At 54.6% G+C, this 24,607-nt stretch carries 19 protein-coding genes; 9 read left to right on the forward strand and 10 right to left on the reverse strand.

What is annotated here, in order from left to right:
• Positions 1 to 429 precede the first annotated feature (429 nt).
• Both ACFL9S_RS08990 and ACFL9S_RS08995 read right to left on the reverse strand, forming a co-directional pair.
• Positions 430 to 1,338, reverse strand: a complete 909-nt coding sequence (locus ACFL9S_RS08990) for a hypothetical protein (RefSeq protein WP_405261504.1) — start codon at positions 1,336 to 1,338, stop codon at positions 430 to 432.
• Positions 1,335 to 3,356: an RNA-binding domain-containing protein gene (locus ACFL9S_RS08995; RefSeq protein ID WP_405261505.1), complete on the reverse strand. Its 2,022-nt coding sequence runs from the start codon at positions 3,354 to 3,356 to the stop codon at positions 1,335 to 1,337. The genes ACFL9S_RS08990 and ACFL9S_RS08995 overlap by 4 nt, the downstream gene beginning before the upstream one ends.
• A 545-nt stretch (positions 3,357 to 3,901) precedes the next feature.
• On the opposite strand from ACFL9S_RS08995, the gene ACFL9S_RS09000 reads away from it, so the two are divergent.
• Genes ACFL9S_RS09000 through ACFL9S_RS09010 form a run of 3 tightly spaced genes read left to right on the forward strand, consistent with a single transcriptional unit; the run spans position 3,902 to position 7,881 of the window.
• Positions 3,902 to 5,389, forward strand: coding sequence for an OmpA family protein (locus tag ACFL9S_RS09000; protein WP_405261507.1), 1,488 nt, complete (start codon positions 3,902 to 3,904; stop codon positions 5,387 to 5,389).
• Between the two features lie 15 nt (positions 5,390 to 5,404).
• Positions 5,405 to 7,054, forward strand: a complete 1,650-nt coding sequence (locus tag ACFL9S_RS09005) for a hypothetical protein (protein WP_405261508.1) — start codon at positions 5,405 to 5,407, stop codon at positions 7,052 to 7,054.
• Positions 7,051 to 7,881 carry a hypothetical protein gene (locus ACFL9S_RS09010; RefSeq protein WP_405261509.1) on the forward strand — a complete coding sequence of 277 codons (831 nt, stop codon included), beginning with the start codon at positions 7,051 to 7,053 and terminating at the stop codon, positions 7,879 to 7,881. The genes ACFL9S_RS09005 and ACFL9S_RS09010 overlap by 4 nt, the downstream gene beginning before the upstream one ends.
• Positions 7,882 to 7,946: 65 nt before the next feature.
• Here the strand turns inward: ACFL9S_RS09010 and ACFL9S_RS09015 are convergent, their stop codons facing one another.
• Positions 7,947 to 8,885, reverse strand: coding sequence for a LysR family transcriptional regulator (locus ACFL9S_RS09015; protein ID WP_405261510.1), 939 nt, complete (start codon positions 8,883 to 8,885; stop codon positions 7,947 to 7,949).
• Between the two features lie 99 nt (positions 8,886 to 8,984).
• Here ACFL9S_RS09015 and ACFL9S_RS09020 point away from each other — a divergent pair, with 99 nt between their 5' ends.
• Positions 8,985 to 10,193, forward strand: a complete 1,209-nt coding sequence (locus ACFL9S_RS09020) for an MFS transporter (protein ID WP_405261511.1) — start codon at positions 8,985 to 8,987, stop codon at positions 10,191 to 10,193.
• 141 nt (positions 10,194 to 10,334) lie between these two features.
• On the opposite strand, the gene fsa is transcribed toward ACFL9S_RS09020, so the two are convergent.
• Together fsa and ACFL9S_RS09030 are read right to left on the reverse strand one after the other, a co-directional pair.
• Positions 10,335 to 11,000: a fructose-6-phosphate aldolase gene (fsa, locus tag ACFL9S_RS09025; protein WP_405261512.1), complete on the reverse strand. Its 666-nt coding sequence runs from the start codon at positions 10,998 to 11,000 to the stop codon at positions 10,335 to 10,337.
• Between the two features lie 258 nt (positions 11,001 to 11,258).
• Positions 11,259 to 11,996, reverse strand: a complete 738-nt coding sequence (locus tag ACFL9S_RS09030) for a DeoR family transcriptional regulator (protein WP_405261513.1) — start codon at positions 11,994 to 11,996, stop codon at positions 11,259 to 11,261.
• 326 nt (positions 11,997 to 12,322) lie between these two features.
• On the opposite strand from ACFL9S_RS09030, the gene ACFL9S_RS09035 reads away from it, so the two are divergent.
• Positions 12,323 to 13,135 carry a Cof-type HAD-IIB family hydrolase gene (locus ACFL9S_RS09035; protein ID WP_405261514.1) on the forward strand — a complete coding sequence of 271 codons (813 nt, stop codon included), beginning with the start codon at positions 12,323 to 12,325 and terminating at the stop codon, positions 13,133 to 13,135.
• A gap of 121 nt (positions 13,136 to 13,256) precedes the next feature.
• Here the strand turns inward: ACFL9S_RS09035 and ACFL9S_RS09040 are convergent, their stop codons facing one another.
• The gene (locus tag ACFL9S_RS09040) at positions 13,257 to 14,591 is read right to left on the reverse strand and encodes a VOC family protein (protein ID WP_405261515.1); all 1,335 of its coding nucleotides are present in this window, start codon (positions 14,589 to 14,591) and stop codon (positions 13,257 to 13,259) included.
• 483 nt (positions 14,592 to 15,074) lie between these two features.
• Here ACFL9S_RS09040 and ACFL9S_RS09045 point away from each other — a divergent pair, with 483 nt between their 5' ends.
• From ACFL9S_RS09045 to ACFL9S_RS09055, 3 genes are all read left to right on the forward strand, one after another.
• Complete coding sequence (locus ACFL9S_RS09045; RefSeq protein ID WP_405261517.1) at positions 15,075 to 16,652, forward strand: carbohydrate porin; 1,578 nt, start codon at positions 15,075 to 15,077, stop codon at positions 16,650 to 16,652.
• Between the two features lie 38 nt (positions 16,653 to 16,690).
• Positions 16,691 to 17,875: an alpha/beta hydrolase-fold protein gene (locus ACFL9S_RS09050; RefSeq protein WP_405261518.1), complete on the forward strand. Its 1,185-nt coding sequence runs from the start codon at positions 16,691 to 16,693 to the stop codon at positions 17,873 to 17,875.
• Positions 17,876 to 17,980: 105 nt separating this feature from the next.
• Positions 17,981 to 18,397, forward strand: coding sequence for an NUDIX hydrolase (locus tag ACFL9S_RS09055; RefSeq protein ID WP_405261519.1), 417 nt, complete (start codon positions 17,981 to 17,983; stop codon positions 18,395 to 18,397).
• Here ACFL9S_RS09055 and ACFL9S_RS09060 read toward each other — a convergent pair.
• Positions 18,394 to 19,143, reverse strand: coding sequence for a 6-phosphogluconolactonase (locus ACFL9S_RS09060; RefSeq protein ID WP_405261520.1), 750 nt, complete (start codon positions 19,141 to 19,143; stop codon positions 18,394 to 18,396). The two genes, ACFL9S_RS09055 and ACFL9S_RS09060, sit on opposite strands and share 4 nt — an antisense overlap.
• Before the next feature lie 758 nt (positions 19,144 to 19,901).
• Between ACFL9S_RS09060 and ACFL9S_RS09065 the strand changes: the two genes are divergently transcribed.
• Positions 19,902 to 20,681, forward strand: coding sequence for a 2OG-Fe(II) oxygenase (locus tag ACFL9S_RS09065; RefSeq protein WP_405261521.1), 780 nt, complete (start codon positions 19,902 to 19,904; stop codon positions 20,679 to 20,681).
• A 2-nt stretch (positions 20,682 to 20,683) separates the two neighbouring features.
• Here ACFL9S_RS09065 and ACFL9S_RS09070 read toward each other — a convergent pair whose 3' ends face one another.
• The 3 genes from ACFL9S_RS09070 to treF all read right to left on the reverse strand — a co-directional run bounded on the left by ACFL9S_RS09070 (position 20,684) and on the right by treF (position 24,367).
• Entirely contained in the window at positions 20,684 to 21,778 is a 1,095-nt protein-coding gene (locus tag ACFL9S_RS09070) for a DUF2817 domain-containing protein (RefSeq protein ID WP_405261522.1), read from the reverse strand.
• A gap of 3 nt (positions 21,779 to 21,781) precedes the next feature.
• The gene (locus tag ACFL9S_RS09075) at positions 21,782 to 22,561 is read right to left on the reverse strand and encodes an ABC transporter substrate-binding protein (RefSeq protein ID WP_405261523.1); all 780 of its coding nucleotides are present in this window, start codon (positions 22,559 to 22,561) and stop codon (positions 21,782 to 21,784) included.
• A 171-nt stretch (positions 22,562 to 22,732) separates the two neighbouring features.
• Positions 22,733 to 24,367, reverse strand: coding sequence for an alpha,alpha-trehalase TreF (treF, locus tag ACFL9S_RS09080; RefSeq protein WP_405261597.1), 1,635 nt, complete (start codon positions 24,365 to 24,367; stop codon positions 22,733 to 22,735).
• Between the last annotated feature and the right edge of the window lie 240 nt (positions 24,368 to 24,607).

The following is a 24,607-nucleotide window of genomic DNA, read 5'->3' on the forward strand; positions in this document are numbered from 1 at the left end:
TTCTAAGTTGAGGAGATGTATTTATCTTATTTAAGCAAGTTCACAAAAGTATCGTTTAAATAAAAACAGGCGGACAGGCCGCACCACGCTCATTGCGCGTAACATTATCTTTATAAATATATATATTTTTTGAACTACTTTTTGATATACAATCAGAAACCCATACAAAGGAAATAATCATCGCTACGCATTCTGGCAGTGTTCTGGGAAACAGGTTCACGAAAACTCCTTTTATAAGTTAAATCCTATAAATCCATTAAATATCCCAAAAAATACCCCACCGATTATTCATAATGCGGCTTTATTATCAAGGTATTCGTTTTAACAGAGAGATCACCACCATCCAGCACAGTGCATCAAAAGGGGGGATGGTTGCCGCGTCTTGCGATCGAACGCAGTTCGTCAGTCTCCCCTCTGGGGAACTTCACCTTACTTTAGCGTCTCCGCCTTGATCCAGGCGACGAGAGGGGAGCCTTTGGCATTAATGTAACCCACATTTACCCACTGATTATCAGGTGAACGCTGTATGATTTTTATTTTATCCCCCGGAACCAGATATGCCTTAGTCTGGCTGTTGTCATCTGCTCCGGTGAATAATAAGGATTTGGACTCTATTGATGCGGCCATCGTCAGGCTATTTAAATAACGGGTTATCTGGCTGCGCACTGCGTTTGCCGATTTTTTATTTAATTTAGCCAACTGTTGATAGTCATTGATATTGCCTTTCCCCGGCACATCGCAACGCATAATATTCATCACCCGGGCATTATCCATAATGGCAAAATCCCCTTTAGACTCACGCAGCACGGGACGCATGGCGGTGAAGTTAAAGGTATCTGCATCGGGTTTTTCTGATCTGGCAATAATATCTTTGCCTCTGACCCACGTGTAACCGCACGCCTCACCGCTCCAGTCACTGGTGATACAGCCATTCTTCATATCGACCACACTGCAATAGGCGCGGTCGGTCCAGGTCACCGTACCATCTTCCTGCCACAACTCCCCACCTGAGATGCTGTTGACGATCAGATAACGCCCGGAGGGAGACACCCGGGAAGAGCCATCCTCAGTGTAATAACGATCGTCCTGGCTGAGGTCTACCTGAACATTTTTATTCGAGAAGACGATTTTCCCCCATGCATTGGCATCGTAATGCTCCCCTTTTTTTTCCTGGGAAAAGGTTAATACGCCGCCCTCCGGAGAGGTAATCTTCACATCAGCATGGCTTATTCCAGAAAATAGAAGAGAGAACAAAAAGGTATTCACATAACGATGCTTCATCATCCCGATGCGATTGATGATGGGGAACCCTCGATAGATGCTAAAAATTAGCTTCATGCTGCACTATATCCTTGCTTTGGATCATTTTTGTACTGTGGAAATGCGAGCTTAAGCTCACCCTGCTCCACCAAAATTTTCAAATATTGCTGGCGTAATGCATTAGGATTGCGATTCAGAATCGCCCCCAGCGCTGCTACAGAAATATACTGCCCGTGGCAGACACTCAAGATGACCTTTTTCATTAACTCTTTATCTCCCAATCGCAGCCTTTCACGCGGGATGGCAGCAAGTGAAAATAGCGATTCGCGAAAAACATCTGTAAGACTTTCCACCGAATCGATATAAGGCAGGTCAATATAATTATTGAGCAAACGCCCATGCTCATCGCGCATTACAGACGCGTTAAATTCTGGGCCAGATACCGAGTGGTCAGTGGCACTATGTGTGGAGCTGCCACCGCTATGTGTGGAGCTGCCACCGCTATGTGTGGAGCTGCCGCCGCTATGTGTGGAGCTATCTGGAATATTAACTAAGCCCAAAGAAAAAACTTCATCCGGAGTCATTACCGAAACCCCTGGAAGAGTATAATACTTACTCTTTTGCTCGCCACGGGCTACCAGGAATCCTTTACTCTCCAGGCGGGGGAGTGTCAATGTGACCTCGCGGGGGTGACGCGTTGTCAGCTGACAGGCGCGTTCATGGTTAACCCACCCTTCAACGGCTGCCGTAGCAACAAGAATTTGCTCAAAATCATCCAGCAGATCGAACTGTTGATCAAATCGATGATGCAGCTCATCCAAAATATGTTGTGGGATTAAGCTGGCGGTAGGAAGTTCCAATATCGTTTGTGCTGGTGATGAATTTTCTCTGAGCCTTGGCATCCGCCAGTTGGCTGACTGCCAACCACTAAATATTTTAGGCATTCCTGATCCGGCCCTTTCTCCTAAACCGATCAGCAGAAACATCTGATGTAATAATCGATTTCGACAATCGCTCACACCACCGGAGATAACATCCTCCAGCGGGAGACGCATTAAACCTGGATTTCTAAAACCAAACATATCAGGGCGCTTCACAATAAGAATGGAGACGCGTTCAGAAAAATCCGCATGCACAAGCGCATTAACTAAGGCTTCTCGTAAAGCGATATGCACTGGTGTATCCGTTTTACGTTGTCCATCCTCAAGGGTGAACGGCACTTTTAAATCAGCAACTAATTTTTGGTACACTTTACGGTAAAAATCAAACAAATTTCCTGACCAGGTACCATCCGGAAATACTCTATCCACCCAACGTAATTCGGTTTTTGCTTCAGGTCTTTCCTGATAATCCACCACATAATTAGGTGCTGATGCAGTGATCGCGTCCCATTTTCCAAACATTAAAACACCTGCAAGCGTAATGCCTTCTTTACCTGTTTCCCTATCTTTCCTCCAGCCTCCAATCGCCTTGAAGAGTTCAAACGGGCCGTAGGTTAAATAAGGGTGTTGTGGATTATTTGCAGAAAGCAAGTTGCGGTAAATTCTCAAACTATCTGAGTCGATGTCTTCCACAAAGGCATAATGTTCAGAAAGGACTTCATTATCACGGCTATCATAAAGTTGCTCCGCTAACATCCTCTTAACAGTAATGTCATCACAAAGGCGATCGCCCTCGTGCAAGCGCCAGTACGTATTTCCAAAAGGGGATTTTTTCAAATAAACAGGTTTTTGCTTACGCATAGCCTGTGGAATATGTATCGCCAGAACGTCCTTCCCCTGTAAAGATACAATCTGGACATCCTCTTCAGATCGAAGCACGTTCACACTGACCCGATCGCGATCATTTAGCTGGTTGAACAGATCTGTCTTTATCTTTTCGGGGTCAACAACACCCACCGGAGAGAACTTACCTGCCTGCTCTTTGACACCAAGAACAATCCAGCCTCCCCTACCATTTGCCATCGCTGAATAAGTTGGCCAAAAATCCCTTGGCAACTCACCTTTCCCCTCCTTTCCTCCAGCCAGCTTGAACTCTACCTGTTCAGATTCGATAAGGGTTTGCAGATCGATAATGTCTTTTATTTGCAAAGGCATAGCAGTTCCTCCGACTGAAAAAATCCTGCAATATCATACCGTACTTGCCGATTTTCAGGTATGCCGCCGAATATTACATCTTTCTTTATTTGCTATTTTTAATGTTTAGATTTTAGGCAATTAGCGATTCATCGCTGTCGGCTAAGGCTGGTTCAATGCATAACATCTTGCAATGACTGTAGGAAATAGCACTTTTCAGCCACTTCACAGCACAATAGGATCTTTAGCCCCTTATTGACCGCTTAACTTTAAATGTTCTACTATTTGGCCGCTTCGGAATCTTCTTATAACAATATCCTTACAGAGTCTGAGTGCGCTTTCGCATCATCGTTAACTACCCGTTACTCATAGAATTACCTCTTAAATTCACAGGATGCAGGCATATCTTTTCCTCCAATACGTAACAGGAAAGTAACGTTCTAACTAAAGACAAATTTTTGTATTTTCCGTAGAGATCTGCACATAAAAGCCACTACGGCTTTAAGAGCGTATTCCGCGATAAAAAACGGACACTATTTATTCTCAGGGCAGGAGAAAGGGGTGAAATGAAAGAGTATCCATTAAGGAAGATCAGTCTGGTGGCGGCGGTGGTGACACTCACCTCAAGCTGTGCTTCTATGCATCAGGCAGGCGAGGATTACGGCACCGCCATTGGCTGCGTCGGCGGTGCGGCACTGGGAGGTGGATTAACCTATCTGCTCACCGGCGATGCAAAAAAAGCCGTAGTCGGCGGATTAATTGGTGGCGTGGCTGGCTGTGCTGCCGGGAATATCTGGCAGAACCGCGAAAAAGCGCTGGCGAAGATCGCCGCTGAAGAAAATATCGCGATTCAGACCCGTACGCTGGAAGCCCAGGCGAAAAGCAGTAAACAAGCCGTTGGGCTGGTGGCCCAGGTGCAGGATAAAGGGATGTTTGACACCAACAGCGCTCAGCTCTCCTCTGACGGCCTGCGCCAGGTGCGGAAACTGGCGGCTGCAATGAAGGAAGGCGATCAGGGTGGTGTGATTCTGGTGGTGGGGCATACCGATGCCACTGGCAATCCACAGCTGAACCAGCACCTGTCAGAACAGCGTGCCCAGAACGTTGGGCGGGTGCTGGAGCAGGCCGGTCTGAGCGGCAAGAATCTCTATTTCCAGGGCGCAGGTTCGTCACGCCCGGTGGCCGATAACGCCACCAACGAAGGCCGCGCCGCCAACCGCCGTGTGGAACTGGCTGCTTTAGCCAGCGAAGCGCTGCTCAAACAGCGCCTGGAACAGGAAGGCAGCAACCTCGCCTATCTGCGTTACGACACCAGCAACGAAAACCCGAAATCGGTCACTGCACGTAGCAGCAGCAAGAAAGCCTCGCCTGCAGTCACCCGCAAAACCAGCGCGCCCCGCCCGGCAACGACGACCGAAACAGCCAGCGTGGAAGCGCCCAAAGCCAGCACGCCACCCACACGCACCTCTGGCCCGGCAGCCATTGTCGATTTTGGCGGGCAGCCGGTCAGCAGCAGCACCGCGTCTCTGGCCGCCAGCCTCAAGCCCCGCAGCAGCGGTTTCAGTCTGATTTCTGAAGCCCATGCCGGTGGCGTGATGAAAAGCTGTTACAGCGATAACGCACGTGTCAGCGGACAGGCGAAAAATCTGGCCAGCGGCAAGGCCGTGGAAACCTCTGAGACGAAAAAATACCTGCCAGGCATGAACGGCCGTGCGTGGGCCGGGTTGGTTAACGGTCACCTGGTGACACTCTCCCCGGTGCGGGTACTGAGTGATAACGCCACGGTCACGGAAAATCCAAAGGTCTACATCACCCGCGACTACCAGGCCAAACATAACCGTAAAGCCGATGCTCCGCTTGCCGCCGTGGCGAACGCATGGGAAGGGGAAGACAGCATTCTGTATCGCGTTTACCTGCAAAATGAAAAACAGCAGGCGCTCTCCTGTATCGACCTTCTGGTACAGAAAGATGCGAAAAAAACGCAGCAGGGACAACTCTACTACAGCGATCACAACAGTCCATACCAGGCGGCTTACGCCCCTGTTGGTCTTTAAATTCAGGAACAGATAATGGAATTTCTGCAAAGCATTGCCGAAGCGATCTCTTTATATCGTTATATTTTTTGGCCGCTACTGGGCCTGATGGCGTTGATCATCATTTTCATCCGCTGGTGGGATCAGGTGAGTTATTTCTTCCTTAACCTGATGAGTAGCCTGCCGCTATTTGGCTATATCACTCGTCTGTCACGCAGTAATGAACCGCGCCGCCGCAGCACTGGCGGCCTGACGTGGTATCCGGCCGAGGAAGCGATCTGCGCCAAGTACTGGCAGTATTATAAAACCTCCAACCTCGATGCAGACTTCTACCTGCGCTGCGTGAACTACCTCAACAAAGTCGACGAACGCGGCCGCAAACCCACTGGCATTATTCTCTGGTGCGTTAGCGTTGCCCTCGTACTGTTGGAAGCGTTTATTTTTGCCTTAGTGCTGTCGCCGTTTATCGCCAACAATATCTCTGCCAATCAGGCCGAGTTTTCTGCGGTAGTGATTTCCGTGCTGATCGGGGTGGTGCTGGTGCCTGCCACGCATCTGATGGGATCTGAACTGCATAAAAACACCCTGCTGAAAAAGATCCGCTACTGGTATAACGAAGCACGCCACGGCGGTACCGCACGGGGACTGAGTAAGAACACCGAGATCTCACTCGAAACCACGCGCCTTGACGATAACGACCCGAACTACCTGCAAATGCTGAACCGCGTGACCCATAACGCGCAGATCACGCCGCAGTACTGGGCTACCGGCATTGCGCTGGCGCTGATCCTGTTCTTTGCTGTCGGGGCTTACTTTGTCCGTGCCGCCACCATCGATGCCATTGATACCCAGGCCGTCAACGGTTCACCGTTCAGCCAGCAGGCCGGAGCCGCTGCCTCCAACTCGCCGTTTGATCTGCCTGCTGCTGCGGTAGAAGACAATGCCAGCGCTGACCGTCAGGCCGCGAAAGAGATCACCGATAACCGCGTATTTGCCTCCAAACTGACCTTTATCATCCTGTCAGTGATCTTCGTGGGTGTGCAGCTGATTGGTATCCTGGTGGGTCTGTTCCGCTCCTTTGCCGGGATTGAGTCAAAGGCTGCGTCTAAATACATTGGTAATTTCAGTGGGTCAGAGGAGTTTGCTGCCTGGCATGCCGCGCGCCGTGAACGTGTTGAACGCGATGCCCAGGAGAAACTGACCTCACTGCAAAATCGCCTGATGATGAAGCGCACCAACAGCCAGAGCGAAGCGTTGACCACCCTGCCTACGTTCCATGACTACGCCAGTGGCAAAGTGCGCGATAAAGCCCGCCTGGATGCAGAACAACATGCCCAGATGCAGGAATACAGCGTGCCTCAGGCACAACCTGTGGTTCAGCCAGTCCCTGCCCCAGTGCAGCAGCCAGCACCGGCACCTACCCCACAACCGATCGTGAGCGCACCCGTTGCAGCACAACCCGTTGCTCCGGCACCTGAACCGATTGTCGCACCTGTGCCTGTCGCCGCTGTTACCGATGACAGCGCAGAGAAGCAGCGTATTCATGCCCTTGGCGATCTCTCCTCGTTCAGCGCTGATGAACTGCAACTGATTGCTGACGACCAGGGATTATCCCTGCCCGCACTGCAAAAGCGCCAGCAGGTCCAGGCCCTGCTGAGTAAAGCACGCAACGGAGGAACGGCATGAAACGCCTTGTCGCGCTGATCCTGCTGGGCCTGAGCGCTACGCTGCATGCCGCCGAGCGTAACGATATTCCCAGCTGTTACAGCTACGCCAAACTGGATAGCGAACGCCCGCCAGCCAGTGGGCGCGAACTGGTGATCATCATCGACCAGACGGTAAAAGTGCCGACCGAGCTGAAAAAGTCGATCTGGCATCAGGTGCTGCGCTACACCCAGCCCGGCGACCACATCATCATGTATCAGTTCTCTGCTCTGTTGCAGGACAACTACATGAAGCGCACCTTCGACGGCAAACTGGAAGCGCCCTTTACCAATCAGAAAGCACGTAACAGCCTGGGAATGGATAGCCTGAAGTCTCTGGATGGGTGCCTGAATCAGCAGAAGTCTTTCTTTGACCAGACGATCGGTAAAAAGCTGGCCGCCGCGTTTGCCAACCAGGGGGATAACATCGCTAAAAGCGAGATTATGGACAGCCTGAAGCGCATCAGTGCCGATTTGAAAGCGGAACCTGAGCAGGCGAAAACGATTCTGCTGGTGTCCGATATGCTGGAAAACAGCGATTTCGGCAGCTTCTACAGCAATAATCAGATCCGTCTTCTGGTGCCGGAAAAAGAGATGCAGCGCGTCAGCAAGCAGAACCTGCTGGCCGACTTCGCGGGTAGCCGGGTCTATATTGCCGGCGCGGGCCTGATCGACAGCGATGCGAAAAATAACTACCGTTCCGGGAAAATTGTGCAGCAGCTGGAAGCGTTCTGGCGGGCGTACTTTGAAGCCTCTCAGTCAACGGTGGTCAGCTTTGGCGCACCGGAACTGACGGTTGATTTGCAGTAACCCCACAGCCTGACGCAACCTCGCGACGCAACGCGCTTTCCTCACCGGAAGCGCGTTTTTTTATGCTAACGCACCGGGTGCTGGGTCCCCGACAGGACCGGCATCGCTTCACGCATCATTGCCAGAAACATACGCAATCGCGCCGGATAGTAACGGGCATGCGGATAAACCAGATAGACCGGGAGCGCAGCGGCCTGCCACTGCGGGGCCAGATGCAGCAGTTCCCCACGGGCAATATCCTCCTGCACGACCCACGACGAGGCGATCCCCACGCCCATTCCCGCCAGCACCGCATTACGCAGCGCGTACAGGCTGTCGGTCAGCAATCGTGGCTGGATGTCAAAGCGCTGGCTTTCGCCGCTGTCCTGATGCTGCAGCGCCACGCTGTGGCGGTAAAAGGTGCTGAGGGCCAGCCACGGCAGATCCTGCAACTGTTGAGGATGCTGCGGCGGCGTGCGCGATGTCAGCAGCGAGGGAGCGCCAATCACAATCCGCGGCACTTCGGCCACCAGCAGCGCGACCACTGACGGCTCCGTGACCGGGCCGACATGCACCGCGCAGTCGATGCCCTCGGCAATAAAGTCCGGGTGCCGATCGCTGAGCATCCACTCCACCGTCATCTGCGGATACCGCTGCAAATAGTTCTGCAACGGTAAAATCATCTGATCCTGACCGAACGCGTGCGGGGCCAGCACGCGCAGCACGCCCTGCGGCTCCTCGGTGACGCCGCGCAGGTCGTCCTCAATCCCCTGCCAGCTTTCCAGCAGGGTTTTCGCATGGGCATAACAGCGTTCACCATCTTCCGTCAGCTTCATCACATGGGTGGTGCGCTGCACCAGCTTTAACCCCAGCAGCTTCTCCAGGGTTTGCAGGCGACGGCTGACGGTCGGCTGACTGGTGCCCAGGCGTGCAGCGGCCGCCGACAGATTGCCTGCTTCCACGATGCGCACGAAGGTCTGCATCAGTTCTATACGGTCAACGCCGGGAAATTGAGAAGTATTCATACGCCCATCGTATAACAGTTCTACCAGGCAGGCGACTACCGCCAACCCAGGCTCCGGTGAATAATAGCGACAACTTCACAGACACACAGGTTCTTCACCATGTCGACCCACACACTTTCATCACCGCAGCCCCTTTCCGGCCCCACCGTGCTGATGCTGGCCAGCGGCGCTGGCTTCAGCGTGGCATCTATCTATTACAGCCAGCCGATGCTGGAAATTTTATCGCGCCAGCTTCATGCCAGCGTCACCACCAGCGGTCTGGTGCCGACGCTGACGCAAATGGGTTATGCCCTCGGTATTCTGCTGCTGGCACCGCTGGGGGATCGCCACGATCGCCGCACCATTATTACCATCAAAGGCGTCCTGCTGACGCTGGCTTTGCTGCTCAGCGCAGCGGCTGGCAACATGACGGTATTGCTGGCCGCCAGCCTGGCGATTGGCATTACCGCAACGATGGCACAGGATATCGTTCCGGCCTCGGCCAGCCTGTCGCCGGAGGCCCAGCGTGGCAAAACCGTTGGCACGGTGATGACCGGGCTGCTGCTCGGCATTCTGCTCTCCCGAGTGGTGAGCGGGCTGGTGGCACAGTATTTTGGCTGGCGGGTGATGTTTGTGCTGGCTGCCGTGCTGGTGCTGATGATTACGCTGGTGCTCTGGCGTCGCCTGCCGCATATCGCCCCCAGCACCACGCTGGGCTATCCGGCGCTGCTGGCCTCAATGCGCCATCTGTGGCGGCATCATGGTGAACTGCGCCGTGCCACGCTGGCTCAGGGGCTGCTCTCTGTCGGGTTCAGTGCGTTCTGGTCAACGCTGGCCGTGATGCTGCACAGCCGTTATGGTCTGGGCAGCGCGACGGCAGGCGCCTTTGGTCTGGCAGGCGCCGCAGGGGCAATGGCTGCACCGCTGGCCGGGATGATGGCCGATCGTCGCGGCCCGGCGCTGGTCACGCAGTTCAGCACCGCGCTCGCCACGATCTCTTTTGCTGCCCTGTTTTTACTGCCGCTGCTGCCGGTGCCCGCCCAGCTGGCGCTGATTGTTGTCTCGGCGATTGGCTTTGATTTCGGTGTACAGGCCACGCTGGTTTCACATCAGACGCTGATCTTCAGCCTGGAACCCGCTGCACGCAGCCGCCTCAATGCGTTGATGTTTACCGGGGTGTTTATTGGCATGGCAACCGGATCGGCGCTGGGCAGCCTGATGCTGGAAAAAGCGGGCTGGCCGGGCGTGGTCGCGCTGCTGACGCTGGCCGGGGCAGGCAGTTTTGCGGTGCGGATGAATGCCCGTCGCCTTCGGTTGGCACAGGCATAGAGCCACAGAGGCTGACCCTTTGTTTCGGTCAGTCAGCAAAGTGCAATCCCTCAGTACGGGTCGATCGGAAGAGATGATCGACCCCTACGGTTTTTGTGGCGTGACCCAATAACGTCAGCATCCTTACGCTCAGCAGGCAACTTATGACAGCGTCAGGCTACCGTAGGCTGATGACCAGTCCTGGTCAAAGCGTTGCAGGGCGCTGTCCACCGCCGGATCGAGCAGGAACAGTTCCGCCACATCCGGATCGACGGTGATCGCCTGGCATCCGGCGAGCATACAGTCCAGTACCTGGCGCGGCGTACGGAAGCTGGCGGCCAGCACTTTGCTCTGCGGGCAGTGGAGATCCAGCAGGGTTTGCAGCTCCCTGGCCAGTGCAATGCCGTCGCCGCCCTGCGCGTCAATGCGGTTAACATACGGAGCAATGTAACTGGCCCCTGCCAGCGCCGCGTAAAAACCCTGCCCGGCCCCGTAGACCGCCGTGCCCAGCGTCGGGATATTCTGCTGAGTCAGTGCTTTAATCGCCGTCAGTCCCTGATGGGTCACCGGCACCTTCACCACCAGCGACGGCACGATTTCACGCAGCCGTAGTGCCTCATCCACCATCGCGGATGCCTCATGGGCCATCACCTGAGCGAACAGCGTGCTGTCGGCAGGCAGAACCGCGACCAGCTCCTGCAACACGCTGCTGAGCGGGCGCTTGCTGCGCGCCACAATGCTGGGGTTAGTGGTCACGCCTTTTATCGGCAGCACTGCCGCCAGGCGCTGCACCACCGCCACATCTGCCGTATCTAAATAGAATTCCATCACATCCTCCGGGAGACTACGCTGAGAGGTTTCATATGAAACCTTTTTTGCTTTCGCAGTACGATAAGTGAAATATCTCAGGTGAAATATGATCGCCGTCACGCTTCTCCGTGCGTAAAAAAACAATAATAAAATACGGTAAACAGTTTAAAAACAAGATATTAGACACGAAGGCAGGCGGCATGTTGCGATTGGTGAAAGTGGCCTTTCACCAGGCGGGGAATAACGAAACAAAGCAGCGCAAAGATGAAAGCGGTGTCAGGCCTTCAGCACCGTCACCCCCTGTTGAACCAGGGCATTTTCGAAGTTCAGCAGCAATCCGGCGTCGGTGATCACCGTGTCAATATCGCTGTGTTTCGCCACGTTATAGGGGAACAACTTGCCGAACTTGCCCGACTCGGCAATCACAAAGTTCTGCACCCGCTTCTCAATCGCCAGCCGGATATTTTCAGCACGCATAATGTCACGCCCGGTAAAACCGTAATCGGGGTTATAACCATCAATACCGATAAACACCTTGTTGAAATTGATGTTATTGATGCACAGATGGGTCAGCGGCCCGACCAGGCACTCGCTGCGCTTTTGCAGTACCCCGCCGATCAATACCACATCCTGATGGCAGTTTTTCAGCTCGTTAGCCACATACACGCACGGCGTCACCACCGTGACATCCATCCCGGAGCGGCCAATCTCGCGAGCGAAATGGGCATTACTGCTGCCTGCTTCAATAAACAGCGTGTCCCCTTCTGACAACAGCATCAGCGCCCGCTTTGCCATCGCTTCTTTGGTGGAAAAGTTGCTGCTGACGCGCTCAGAGAGATCGTTAAGCGACACGGCATAACCGTGAGCACGGCTAAGATAATGCAGGCTTTCCAGTTCGGCCAGGTCTTTGCGGATCGTCACGCCAGAGACACCGTTGCTTTGTGCCAGCTCATTAATGCTGACCTTGCCCTTCTCTTCCACCCGATCGAGAATACGCCGGTGCCGCTGTTTCATATTGACCTCATTTCGTTTGAACGACCTTCATCAGTAATCGCTGACTTTCATATTATGTAAGCCGCGTGCCGATCACAATCTGATGCGCGTCGAAAATCACTGCCTCTTTTCCAGGTAGGTTTTTCCCCTTACGGCGACTTTTATTGCCAACAACTTCCAGTAACCGTACAAAAAGCGCCAGTCAGGGGATAAATACGCCAATAACGGCTCAATTTCGGCAGGCACACCCATAAAAGGGGAACACACAGGCAAAAGCTGCCTCTTTTTACATTCACTGTTTCCACCGATGATGGGGCAATATTTCACTTTTTTACCCAGGGGACCTGATGATTAAAATGATTGCTGTTGATATGGACGGCACCTTCCTCGATGACAACAAAACCTACAACAAAGCGCGCTTTTTGGCGCAATACCAGCAACTGAAAAAGCAGAACATCAAGTTTGTGGTCGCCAGCGGCAACCAGTATTACCAGCTCATCAGCTTCTTCCCGGAAATACGTGATGAGATCGCGTTTGTCTCCGAAAACGGTGCCAATATTGTCGATTGTGGTAAGACATTGTTCTGTGGCGAGTTAAGTGACGATCATCTGGCAAGGGTGCTGGAGGTGCTCGCAGGGCTGCCTTACGCCCATACCGTCGTCTGCGGGCCTCGCAGTGCCTATATGCTCAACAGCGCTCCTGATTCCCTGGTGGCCCTGATGTCCAAACACTATCACCGCCTGGAACTGCGCGAGAATTTCAGCGCGCTGAATGACACCATCTTTAAATTCTCACTGAACCTGGCCGATGAAAAAATCCCGGAATTGATGGCGCACATCGGCCATGCGCTCGACGGCATCGTCACGCCGGTTTCCAGCGGATTTGGTTTTGTTGATCTGATCATTCCCGGCGTCCACAAAGCGCACGGGCTGGCGCTGCTGCAACGTCAGTGGCAGATTGCCGACAGTGACGTGGTGGCCGTGGGTGACAGCGGTAACGATATTGAGATGGTGGCACACGCCGGTTATGGCTTTGCGATGGCTAACGCACAACCCGCCGTGAAGCAGGTTGCGCGATACCATACTGACAGTAACAACCAGGAAGGCGCGCTGAATGTGATTGAGCGCGTGTTAACCGGTAGCGCGCCATTTACTGATTAATTGCGTTGGTCAGGTCGGCTGGACACCAGGGGTCGATCATCTTTTCCGATCGACCCGTGCCGATTGCCTGCACCACGGGCGAGGTCTGCGCCACTGGCTGACCGGAAAAGAAGGTCAGCCACTACAGGAACAGGCGATCGAGTGAATCCTGCTGTAACTGCTGATACAGCGCAAATTCATCAAGCACCTTCCCCCCCAGCGCCTGCTCAAATGCCGCCTGGCTGGCATGACCGCTGCTCACGCGCTGCGTGTCATTGCCGAGATTGGACTGGAAAATGCCCGCCGCACTGACGGGCAGAAAATCTTCATAAGTCATCGGCTCTGCGATCACCGCCCCCCGTGCAATCTGGCTTTCCAGATCCTCGCCCGGCACCGCATCCCGCTGCGGATGACGACGATAACGGTAAAAGGCCAGCTGCTGCTGACGCAGCTGGTCAGCATCATCCGGGAAGGCGGCAAACACCGCGCTTAAATGGCGCTGATGGCTGTCGTTGTCCGCGTGCTTTTCCGCTGAGGCTTCACGCAGCAGACGATCGTACAGCTCCCGCCCCTTACGCGTCAGTGCCACGCCGCGCTGCTCAATTTCCCCAAAGCGCGCAGTATGCGTGCCCGCCGTCTGGTCAGTAAAATCAATCGCCTCATTCAGCGCTTTAAAGCTGGTCTGCCGCAGCAGGATCGGACAGCGCCGCGCAGGCGGGCCTTCAATGGTCTCTTTTGGCGTGATGCCATATTCCGGCATCAGCTGCTGCACGCGGTCGATATCCAGCGTACGCGGCGTCAGGTGGTTGATATGCGGCCCACGGAAGCACGCCACATCGGCAATCAGGCGGTGCTGTGCCAGCAGCTGGTTATAGGTGCTGAGGTCGACCGAGGCCTGATGATGCCAGCGGAAGGTTTCCAGCGCCTCCTGCACAAATTCATCAGCCTGCGCATCGTCCAGGCCGCCCTGCTGCTGCCACAGCGCCAGCAGTTCGCGTAGCCGGGGCGTGAAGATATCGCGCCGGGCCAGGATCTCACTCACCTGCTGACGCAGTGTCGCATCGTCAATCAGCTCCAGCCGCAGCAGTGAGGTAAACACGCGGAACGGGTTGATTTGCAGCGAGTCCTCCGTCACCGGGCGAAACGCGGTGGAGTGGACCGGCACCCCGGCCACCGAGAGATCGTAATACCCCACCGCCGACATCCCCATCACGGCAAAAAGCTGACGCAGCGTGGCCAGCTCCTGCGCCGTCCCCACGCGAATCGCGCCGTGGCGCTCCACACTCAGGCGATTGACTTCCTGGGGCCACTGCTCTGCATTCAGTGCGCCGGGATGCTGCGCTAATGCCTGCTGATTCACTTCGCGCACCAGGTGCAACAGCGTGCCATATTGCGGCACTTCCGTCTGATACATCGCCGACATCGCTTTGGAGAAGCGGTCACGGATCTGGTCTTCGTTGATCACTCTGTTGCTCATTACTGCTCTCCTGAAAGGTCCTGTTCACCATCCCCCCCGGAGGATAGCGGTGACCTTAACGGCTAAGTGTTAGTTTCATCACAGATTATAAACAGAGAATGAAAATGTCATTGCAGCCGCAGGCGTAACTGAGACAGAATTCTCATATTACGAAATGTTTCACACTGATTTTCGTTAATCTCAACCCTGGATTGTTACTGTTTGCCGGATAACCGGTAACAGGCAAAACCTGAAACGTTTTTCCGTCTGCTGATAAAGCGGCGAGAAAAGCTGTTCAGGTTTTTTTTTGCCTTCAGGAAAGTTGGCCGCAGGAAATTTTAAGGAGAACGGCGTAAAGAAAAAAAACGAAAAAAAATAACTTTCTGATTTAAAGAGTGTTGTCTGCGTCTGCACCCACTCTCATCTTTATGCCCGTTAGCGGTACGACCGGCAGGGATTCCGCATGCCTTTTATTTATCATGCAACACCTGGGAAACTAAAAAAATGAAAACACACTCCTTAAAAATAATAGCCGTTCTTATTACTTCTGCACTGTTTCCAAACCATGTTCTTGCCGCTAAATTAACGATGGAACAGCGACTGGAATTACTGGAAAAAGAGTTACAGCGCACTCAAACTGAATTCAGCGAATATAAAGCACAGCATGAACGGCCCGCTATGGCGAAACGTGCGGCACCGGTCAGCGGTGAAAATGCCACCCCGGTTGCAGTCAGCTCAAGCTCAACGGTTGACGTTGCCAGCACCTCTGCCAGCGGCGAAAGCAGCCAGCCTGTCACCCTGAAAGACATCAGCCAGTATGTGAAAGATGATATTGGCTTCACCTATTCCGGCTACCTGCGCAGCGGTTGGGCCTCCGGCAACAACGGTTCGCCGCAGTCTTATGCCATCGGCTCCGTTGGACGCTTTGGTAATGAACACAGCGGCTGGTTCGACTTACTGCTGAAACAGCGCGTGTATAACCAAAATGGTAAAACCGCCGAAGCCATCGTCAAACTGGATGGTAACGTCAGCCAGCAGTACGGTTCAGGCTGGTTTGGTGATAACGCAGGTAATGAAAACCTGCTGCAGTTCTCAGATATCTACCTGACCACCAAAGGCTTCCTGCCGTTTGCGCCAGAAGCGGACTTCTGGGTGGGTAAACACACCCTGCCGGTGTATGAAATCCAGATGCTCGACTGGAAAAGCGTGCGTACTGACGTAGGCGGCGGTGTCGGTATTGAAAACCTGGCGGCCGGTCCGGGCAAGGTTGACCTGTCTCTGACCCGGGAAGATATCGATGTTTACTCGCGCGATCTCGCCAATAAGACGCAGATGAACACCAACTCCGTCGAGGTTCGCTATAAAGATCTGCCATTGTGGGATAGCGCAACACTGACCATGATGGGTAAATATTCGATGGCGAATAAAACTAACGAGCAGGAAAGCAATGAAGATAACAGCAGCTTCTATGCGCTGAAAGACGCGTGGCTGGCCACCGCCATCGTGCGTCAGCAGCTGTACAACAAAGGCTTTAACGACTTCAGCCTGCAAGCCGGTAACAACTCCTTCGCCAGCAGCTTTGCCAATTACAACGGTGCCAGCTCCAATGTCAGCTACAACGGCTACTATTATGGCGACCACACCAACGGCACTGCGTTCCGCGCTATCTCCCAGGGTGAAATGTACCTGAGCGATAAGATTATTATGGCGAATGCGCTGGTTTACTCACGCGGTAACGATGTCTACAGCTACGAGAGTGGTTCACACAGTGATTTCGAAAGCCTGCGTGCGGTGGTGCGTCCGGCCTGGATCTGGGATAGCTACAATCAGACCGGCGTTGAACTGGGCTGGTTTACTCAGACCAACAAAACCCAGGCAGGAGAGAACCTGAAAGAGTCCGGCTATAAAACCACGCTGTATCACGCGCTGAAAGTCGATACCAGCATCCTGAACTCGCGCCCGGAAATTCGTTTCTACGGCACCTATCTGCATGTGCTGGATAACGAGCTGTCCAATTACAGCTTCCAGGACAGCAAGAACGACCAGTTCACGCTGGGCGTTCAGGCGGAAGTCTGGTGGTAATCTGCCCCTGATTTTCTTAACCGATAAGGAAATAACTGATGAAGAAGTCTGCCGTTGCACTGTTGCTGTCCGGGCTGGTACTGGGGGCATCGCTCCCGGTCTTTTCCGCGACGCTGCCCGCTGATTTCCCTGTATTCCCGCCGCAGGACCGGGCGGTGAAGGAATACGTGACCCAGGTAAATGCGGATCGCAGCATCACCTTCCGGCTGTTCGCCCCGCAGGCGAAAAAAGTCTCGGTGTTTACCGGGGCCACGCCGGACAGCTATGTTTCGCATCCGATGGTGAAGGATGCCAGCGGGATCTGGAGTTTCCGCTCGGCGGTGCAGGCACCCAATCTGTATGAGTACTTCTTCAGTGTGGATGGTTTCCGCAGTATCGATACCGGTACGGCGTATGCCAAACCTCAGCGCCAGGTGAATACCAGCCTGATCCTGGTGCCGGGCAGTCTTCTCGACGTGCGCAATGTGCCTCATGGCGAACTGCGCACGCTGACTTATCACTCTCCGCAGTTGAAGCGCGAGCGTCAGGTGGCGGTCTGGACGCCGCCGGGCTATGACGGCAAAGGAGCACCGCTGCCGGTGCTCTATTTCTATCATGGCTTTGGGGACAGCCTGCGTTCGGCCATCGATCAGGGCCGCGTGCCGGAAATGATGGATAACCTGCTGGCAGAGGGGAAAATCAAACCTATGCTGGTGGTGATCCCGGATACCGAAACCGATACCGCCACCACCACGCCGGAAGAGTATGTGCCACAGGATCGCCGTAAGCTGTTCTACCCGCTGAATGCGGCGGCGGCTGACCGTGAACTGATCCACGATATTATCCCGCTGATTAACCAGCGTTTTAATGTGCGCCATGATGCGAACGGACGCGCACTGGCCGGTTTGTCGCAGGGAGGATATCAGGCGCTGGTATCCGGTCTTAGTCATCTGGACAGTTTCAGTGCGCTGGCGACCCTGAGCGGCGTCAGCACCAGTACCGTGCCGAATGACAAGGTAGCGGCACAGCTGGAAAAACCGGATCAGATTAACCGTCAGTTGAAAAACTTTACCGTTGTGGTGGGCGAGAACGACACCATAACCGGTAAAGATATCGCCGGGCTGAAGCGACAGCTTGAAGAGAAAGGCGTGAAGTTTGATTATCATGTCTGGCCGAAGCTGGGGCACGAAATGGACGTCTGGCGACCGGCCTATGCTGAATTCGTCCAGAAACTGTTCCGTTAACCTGCCATCGCGTTTCTTTTCACAAACCGATCTGGCTGCTTTATAGTGCGCTTTCCGGCGGGCCACACCACCGTGACCCGCCGGAAATCACTGAGGGAGAGAAACATGTCACCACCACGTATTGGCGTCGGGGTTTTAATTTTCCGTGATGGCCGGTTATTACTGGGCAAACGTAAAGGCAGCCACGGCGCAGGCGACTGGTCTGCACCCGGCGGGCATCTCGAATTTGGGGAAACACCGCAGCAGTGTGCGGCGCGTGAAGTGCTGGAAGAGTGCGGGTTAGTCATGGGTGACTGTATCGCCGGGCCGTTTACCAACGATATTTTCCCGGCCGAACAGAAGCACTATGTCACGCTGTTTATGCTGGCATACCACGCCAGTGGCACCCCGGAGTGTCTGGAGCCGGACAAATGTGAAGGCTGGCAGTGGTGTGATCCAGCGGCACTGCCGCAGCCGCTGTTCGCCCCACTTCACTCGTTGCTAAAACAGGTTGATCTGGTCGCCCTTAGTCGCGGGTATTAACGTTCTGCGCGGGCCGCCAGCCAGTCCGCATCCAGCAGTCGTGCCGCCGCCGCATCGAGATACAACGTGCAGTTGGCGTGGCGCTGTAATATTGAGGCGGGCAGCGCTTCCACAGGCGGCTCCATCAGCATCCGTCGTACCACCTCCGCTTTGTTCTCACCGTTGATCAGCACCCTGATGTGCCGCGCCTGCATAATGGTGTGAATGCCAAAACTCAGGTAGCTGTCGGGAACATTTTCCTCCGATCCCACTTCCTGCACTAAAGCCGCCATCAGCACACCGTGGCAGCGGTCGACCTCAATTTCGCGCGTCAGCGTGTCAAAAGGCGTGCCCGGCAGGTTCGCGGCGATATGTCCGTCCTGACCAACGCCCAGCAGCAGCAGATCCAGCCCGCCGTCAGCGGCAATCGCGGCATCCTGCTGCGCAGCATTGGCCAGGGTTAACGGATGGATGCGCTGTGGCGGGATACCCGCCGGGGCCAGCAGATGCCGGTCAATATGCTGATAAATCACCCCTGGCTCCTGCTCATGACCGCGCAGCGGAACGTCATCCTGCAAATAATAGTGCACCTGCTGCCCGGCGTTTTCCGCCCGCAACCGCGCGACCAGGTGCTGATACAGCCGCAATGGCGAAGAACCGCCGGTCGGGGCAAAGTTAATACGCCCGCCGCTGTTCAGCTCAGTAAAAATATCCGCCGCCGCCTGCTGGCTGAGGGCTTCCTGATCGTCAAATAACCGTATTTTCATTTTTTCATTCCCTTGTATGGCTGCTATACAGAACCGACTAAAATATGACAAATAGTGCAGTGCAAGATACCGTTATGACAGTATTTTTTATGATCCCACGCCAATATATCTATCGTATTATTCGCTACGGGCCACAGACATGAAAAAAGGCGAAGAGGTAACTTCGCCTTTGATCAGAGTTCCAGTGTCCTTACTGTCTACTGGTCAGTTGCCTTACAGCAACGATAATTTGCAAGCCAGCGAGAAGGATATTCAACGCCAGCAAGATAGCTTCTGCAATTACCACTCAGCACGCTCCTTGTGAGAGAGTGCGCACAGCGCCATCAGTGCCTTTCCATTTTCCCCTGTTGGCGTTATACGGTTTGTTAGGACGTATACATGGCACTCTTCAGGTGGAGGCAAATCGGACAGCACCACCTGTTACCGATCGGGAGTAAATCGTCCCCAATGCCACCTGCAAAATGACCATTATCGTCTCGAACAAACGACAGGATTATAATCCCTGACGTGATGATTTAGTACCGTTCTTATATTGACCATGCTCACATAACGTACTAACATCGCATCGTTAGGACGTATACGTGGTACCGTTCTTCACATCGTTACCGCGATGTCGGGAACAAGAAAAAGAATCTGGCTTATCGCCAGGTTCTTTTTTTTTTGCCTGAAAAAAGCGCTAAAAAGTCCGAAAAATCAGTAGTACAGGACACAGCGTCATCGTACAGTGAATAACCTGCTTTTCTGCCAACGAGACCCTGATGAATCCTCTAGCTTCCCTGCTTAACCTGAGTGCTCACCCGATTACCGATGCAGGTTACACTGCAACATGCCAGCAGCAGCTGGCTGCCGCGGGCGCGCTGGTGCTGCGTGGTTTTTTAACCCCTGCCGCGCTGGCCGCGATCAAGCAGGAAGGGGACGATAACCAGCATCTGGCGTTTTATGCCAGCAGCCAGCATAACGTCTATTTGCAAAAACCGGACGATGCCTTTGCCGCCGATCACCCGCGTAACCGCCAGGTGGTTTCGTCGAAAGGCTGCATTACCGATGAAGAGATCCCGGCGGACTCTGCCCTGCGTACGCTGTACGACGCGGACGCGTTCAAAGCATTTCTTTGCGGCGTGCTGGAAGAGCAGCAGCTGTTCCCCTATGCCGACAGCCTGTCGTCGATTAATCTGCACTACGCACACGCAGGGCAGGAACTGGGCTGGCACTTTGACAACTCCTCCTTCGCGATTACGCTGCTGATCCAGAAACCCGAAGCAGGCGGCGTATTTGAATACGTCAGCCATCTGCGCAATGCGGAAGCCGGAGAGATGAACTTCAGTGGCGTTGAGGCGGTGCTGGACGGTGAGCATCCGGTAGAAAAACTGGCGATTGAGCCGGGGGATTTGGTGCTGTTCAGGGGGCGTAATGCCCTGCACCGCGTCACGCCAACGGAAGGGGACACAACGCGTATGCTGGTGGTGCTGGCGTACAATGCCCAGCCGGATGTCTCGCTGTCAGAAAGCGCCCGCATGACCTTCTACGGGCGCCTGTAATTTCACTGCTGTAAGGCGTCCCAGCCGCGCTGGAAAATCTGTCGGGTGCGCAGTGCTACCAGCGCCCGCCAGTCCGGATCGGCCGGGTAAAACCCGTCAAACAGCTGCTGCTTCACCCGTTTTCCCTGTTCACTGTCCGGGTCACCGTACAGATGCAGCCAGTGGTCATCACGCACGCGACGGTGCATATCGCGGCCGTCGTAAGTCCCGCACTCCACCACCAGCTGTAGCAGTTCAGTCTCTGGCAGTTGATCCAGCATAAACTGCGACAGATAGCCGGTGGCAGTCGCCGTCACGCCAGTGTCACTCTCCCCGCTGGCCCCGGTGATAATCACCGTCAGCCACTCGCCAAACAGGCGTTTCGCCTCATTAAGCGCCGGGTAAGGGTGCTGCGCAATCGCCAGCAGCATCGGATGACCGTAAGCCCCGGCACCGGTATGCAGATCGAAGCTGATAATACGCCGCGCCATTTGCAGATGATTGGCGATAATCTGGCGCAGCGTTTGCTGTGACCAGCTGGCCTCGCTACCGCCGTAAAAGATGCCGTCCGCGAACTGATACTGCCCGGCTTCTACAATGCGCTTTACGCCATCCCAGCCGATCTCCGCGCACTTCAGTGCCATCTGCACATCGGCGGCCGCACGCTCTGCACCGTCCAGGTCACGGCAGGTATAGATACTGTGCAGCGCCGGATACGCCGGGTTAGACGGCACATCGCCCGAGAAGTCGATAAAGTTACGGTTCAGGTCGGCGTTGTCTTCGTTGACCCGCCGCAGCCAGGCGGTGCCCCACGGATTGATCAGATGCACCAGCACCAGCGCCACATCCTGCGGCAGGGTGCTGCCATCCAGCCCTTCCAGCCAGGCGATCTGGCTGTCGGAGCCGTAATACCCTTCCACGCCGTGAGTGCCGGAAACCACCAGCATCACCTGCGGGGCATCCCCGCGGCCAATCACCGCCACATCGGTCGACAGCGCTTCGCCCTGCGGGCCGCTCAGCGGATGCGGATAGCTGGTGACAGCGCCTCCCAGCGCCCCTACTGCCGCCAGAAATCGTGCGCGCTGCTGGCGAAAATCAGGCAGTGTCGTTAACGTCATCGCTTACTCCGGGCGGTGATAAACATCGAAGCTGAAATACTGCTTCGCCAGGCGATCGTAGGTGCCGTTTTTGTGCAGTTCAGCCATCGCAGCGTTAATTTTGGCGATGCGAGCACCGTCGTCTTTACGCAGGCCGATCCCCACACCTTCGCCGAAGTATTTCGGGTCATACAGCGGTTTTCCGGCGATATGATACTCCGCGCCCTGCGGCGTTTTCAGGAAGCCGGACTCCGCCGCTGCGGCACTGGTAAAGGTGGCATCAAGACGGCCCGACGCCAGGTCCGGGTAGATTTCCGACTGGTTCGGATAGCTCACCACCTGCACGCCCTGGCTGCCCCAGACGCTTTTCGCAAAGCCTTCCTGAGTGGTGCCCTGCGCCACGCCAACGGTTTTGCCTTTCAGCGATGCCAGTTCCGGCATCAGCTTGCTGTCTTTACGGGTCAGCAACGCGCTCGGCGTGTTGTACAGCATATCGGTGAAGGCCACCTGCTCACGGCGTTTTTCGGTCATCGCCATGGCTGACAGGATGGCGTCAAACTTCCGCGCCTGTAACGCCGGGATAATGCCGTCATAACCGGTTTGTACCCAGACACATTTCACTTTCATCTGCTGGCAGATGGCATTACCCATATCAATATCAAATCCCTGCAACGATCCGTCAGCAGCCTTGGATTCAAACGGGGGGAACGTCGGGTCAACGCCAAAGCGCAGCTCGTCTGCGGCCAGAGCCGAAGCGCTAAATCCCGCCAGCAAAGCCAGCGCGGTCAGGGTCAGTTTTTTCATCTCAGGATCTCCGGGATCATCATGCGGGTTATCCCCAAGTAATAGCATGATTTTTCATGGAGAAATAAGGCTTTTGTCTTATGGCAGGCGAGGGGTAATAAGCCCGTTTTATAATGCGCGGTTTTATCGGGTAGACGTCGATGAGGGTGGCCGGGCGGCCACCCTCTTATCTCAGCGTCGTGGGTACAACTCAAGCAGACGGCGCGTCACGCCGTTGGTCCAGCCGAAGCCATCCTGCAACGGGTATTCACCACCGCCGCCGAGTAGCGCGGCATCACCGCTGATGTTGTATTTCTCCACCAGCTTGTGATGCTGCTGCCAGGTGGTGTCGACGGTCGTCAGCCAGCGGGTGGCAATCTCCTCCGCCAGCGCGTCATCGCCGTAACTGCTGAAGCCTTTTACTGCCAGCCACTGCATCGGTGCCCAGCCGTTCGGGCTGTCCCACTGCTCACCCGTCACTTCCATGCTGCACAGCATACCGCCCGGTGCCAGCAGATGGTCACGCACCGCTTTCGCCGTGCGCGTTGCCTGCTCCAGGCTCGACATCCCCACATACACTGGCGTCACCGCCGCTGCGGAGAAGGCGGCTTTCTCCCCTTCTCGCCAGTTGTAATCGCGATACAGGCCGGTTTCTTCTTCCCACAGATACTTATCCACGACGCCACGGCGGCGCAGCGCCAGCTGTTGATAATGGTCTGCGGTCTCCTGCTCGCCTTTACTGGCCGACAGGCGGGCAATGGTGGTTTCCAGCTTGTAGAGGAAGGCATTCAGGTCAACCGGCACAATGCTGGTGGTCTGGATGCTTTCCAGACGGCCAGGTTCAGCCAGCCAGCGCGAGGTGAAGTCCCAGCCGGATGCCGCTCCGGCACGCAGGTCGCGGTACACCTCGCTGGACGGGCGTGATGACCGACGCGCGGTTTCCACATCTTCCACCCAGGACTCGTCACGCGGCGTATCCCGGTCATCCCAGTAGCGGTTCAGCACCGAACCATCGGGCAGCATCACCACGTGGCGATACGCCTGATTTGGAGAGAGATCGCCCTCGCCGTCCATCCAGAACGCATACTCGCTTTTCAGCTGTGGCAGGTAGTGCTGTGCTTCATGGATATCATTCTTTTCGAACAACTCCACCATCATGGCAAACACCGGCGGCTGCGAACGGCTGAGGTAATAGGTACGGTTACCGTTAGGAATATGCCCGTATTTATCAATCATCCACGCAAAGTTGTCGGCCATGTTGTGCATCAGATCGCCACGCCCGGCGGCAGCAAAGCCCAGCATGCTGAAATAGGAATCCCAGTAGTAAGTTTCACCAAAGCGCCCGCCCGGCACCACATAGGGTTTCGGCAGCGGCAGCAGGGATGAAAACTCGCAGTGTTTTTCCGGCTGGCGGGTTAATACCGGCCATAGCGCATCAATATGCTGTTCGATGCTGTTTTCCGGGTCGGAAACATAGCGGCTATCGTGGGCACGCGGCAGCTCGAAATGCTCCAGCACGAATTCCAGCAGATTAAAATCATCCCGCTCACGCGCCAGATAATAACGATAAAGAATGCGTTCCGGTTCAAACCTTGGCGCGCAGTCGGCAAAGGTTTTACTGTCGGAGAAAATACGCGACATCTGCACTACTTCGAACAGCTCCTGATAGCGGTCTGAAGGGGTGAGAATATCGGACGCAGGTAGCCCACGGATCGGCTCCGGCTGTGGCTCGACCCCGGACTCAGGCCCAGCCTCATAATCATCATACCAGGCTTCATATTCAGTATGGTTATTGTCAATCATCGCTTCGTTTTGGTTAAAAGTGATAAGAACCTCCTGATGCCGAATAATCTGGCAAAGTCGCTGGATAAGTTAGATTGCTATTATAGTACCGCAGTCTCAGCGCGCAACCCGATGTTTCCATTACTCTTAATGAACAGATATTTCAAAAAATAAACAGAAGGGTAAATAAGCCAAATTCATTGACAATAAAAATGAAAATTGCCATTTTTCATTCATGGGTTCATTGCATTTTTATTTTTGAATATCGTGTTCATTAATCGCCAA

The sequence above is a fragment of the Erwinia sp. AnSW2-5 genome, assembly GCF_045107195.1.
Lineage (GTDB): Bacteria > Pseudomonadota > Gammaproteobacteria > Enterobacterales > Enterobacteriaceae > Erwinia.

What these genes read in the sequence shown, in the direction of transcription:
- ACFL9S_RS08990 (WP_405261504.1), bottom strand. Translation starts at nt 1,338, where the DNA reads ATGAAGCTAATTTTTAGCATCTATCGAGGGTTCCCCATCATCAATCGC.
- ACFL9S_RS08995 (WP_405261505.1), bottom strand. Translation starts at nt 3,356, where the DNA reads ATGCCTTTGCAAATAAAAGACATTATCGATCTGCAAACCCTTATCGAA.
- ACFL9S_RS09000 (WP_405261507.1), top strand. Translation starts at nt 3,902, where the DNA reads ATGAAAGAGTATCCATTAAGGAAGATCAGTCTGGTGGCGGCGGTGGTG.
- ACFL9S_RS09005 (WP_405261508.1), top strand. Translation starts at nt 5,405, where the DNA reads ATGGAATTTCTGCAAAGCATTGCCGAAGCGATCTCTTTATATCGTTAT.
- ACFL9S_RS09010 (WP_405261509.1), top strand. Translation starts at nt 7,051, where the DNA reads ATGAAACGCCTTGTCGCGCTGATCCTGCTGGGCCTGAGCGCTACGCTG.
- ACFL9S_RS09015 (WP_405261510.1), bottom strand. Translation starts at nt 8,885, where the DNA reads ATGAATACTTCTCAATTTCCCGGCGTTGACCGTATAGAACTGATGCAG.
- ACFL9S_RS09020 (WP_405261511.1), top strand. Translation starts at nt 8,985, where the DNA reads ATGTCGACCCACACACTTTCATCACCGCAGCCCCTTTCCGGCCCCACC.
- fsa (WP_405261512.1), bottom strand. Translation starts at nt 11,000, where the DNA reads ATGGAATTCTATTTAGATACGGCAGATGTGGCGGTGGTGCAGCGCCTG.
- ACFL9S_RS09030 (WP_405261513.1), bottom strand. Translation starts at nt 11,996, where the DNA reads ATGAAACAGCGGCACCGGCGTATTCTCGATCGGGTGGAAGAGAAGGGC.
- ACFL9S_RS09035 (WP_405261514.1), top strand. Translation starts at nt 12,323, where the DNA reads ATGATTAAAATGATTGCTGTTGATATGGACGGCACCTTCCTCGATGAC.
- ACFL9S_RS09040 (WP_405261515.1), bottom strand. Translation starts at nt 14,591, where the DNA reads ATGAGCAACAGAGTGATCAACGAAGACCAGATCCGTGACCGCTTCTCC.
- ACFL9S_RS09045 (WP_405261517.1), top strand. Translation starts at nt 15,075, where the DNA reads ATGAAAACACACTCCTTAAAAATAATAGCCGTTCTTATTACTTCTGCA.
- ACFL9S_RS09050 (WP_405261518.1), top strand. Translation starts at nt 16,691, where the DNA reads ATGAAGAAGTCTGCCGTTGCACTGTTGCTGTCCGGGCTGGTACTGGGG.
- ACFL9S_RS09055 (WP_405261519.1), top strand. Translation starts at nt 17,981, where the DNA reads ATGTCACCACCACGTATTGGCGTCGGGGTTTTAATTTTCCGTGATGGC.
- ACFL9S_RS09060 (WP_405261520.1), bottom strand. Translation starts at nt 19,143, where the DNA reads ATGAAAATACGGTTATTTGACGATCAGGAAGCCCTCAGCCAGCAGGCG.
- ACFL9S_RS09065 (WP_405261521.1), top strand. Translation starts at nt 19,902, where the DNA reads ATGAATCCTCTAGCTTCCCTGCTTAACCTGAGTGCTCACCCGATTACC.
- ACFL9S_RS09070 (WP_405261522.1), bottom strand. Translation starts at nt 21,778, where the DNA reads ATGACGTTAACGACACTGCCTGATTTTCGCCAGCAGCGCGCACGATTT.
- ACFL9S_RS09075 (WP_405261523.1), bottom strand. Translation starts at nt 22,561, where the DNA reads ATGAAAAAACTGACCCTGACCGCGCTGGCTTTGCTGGCGGGATTTAGC.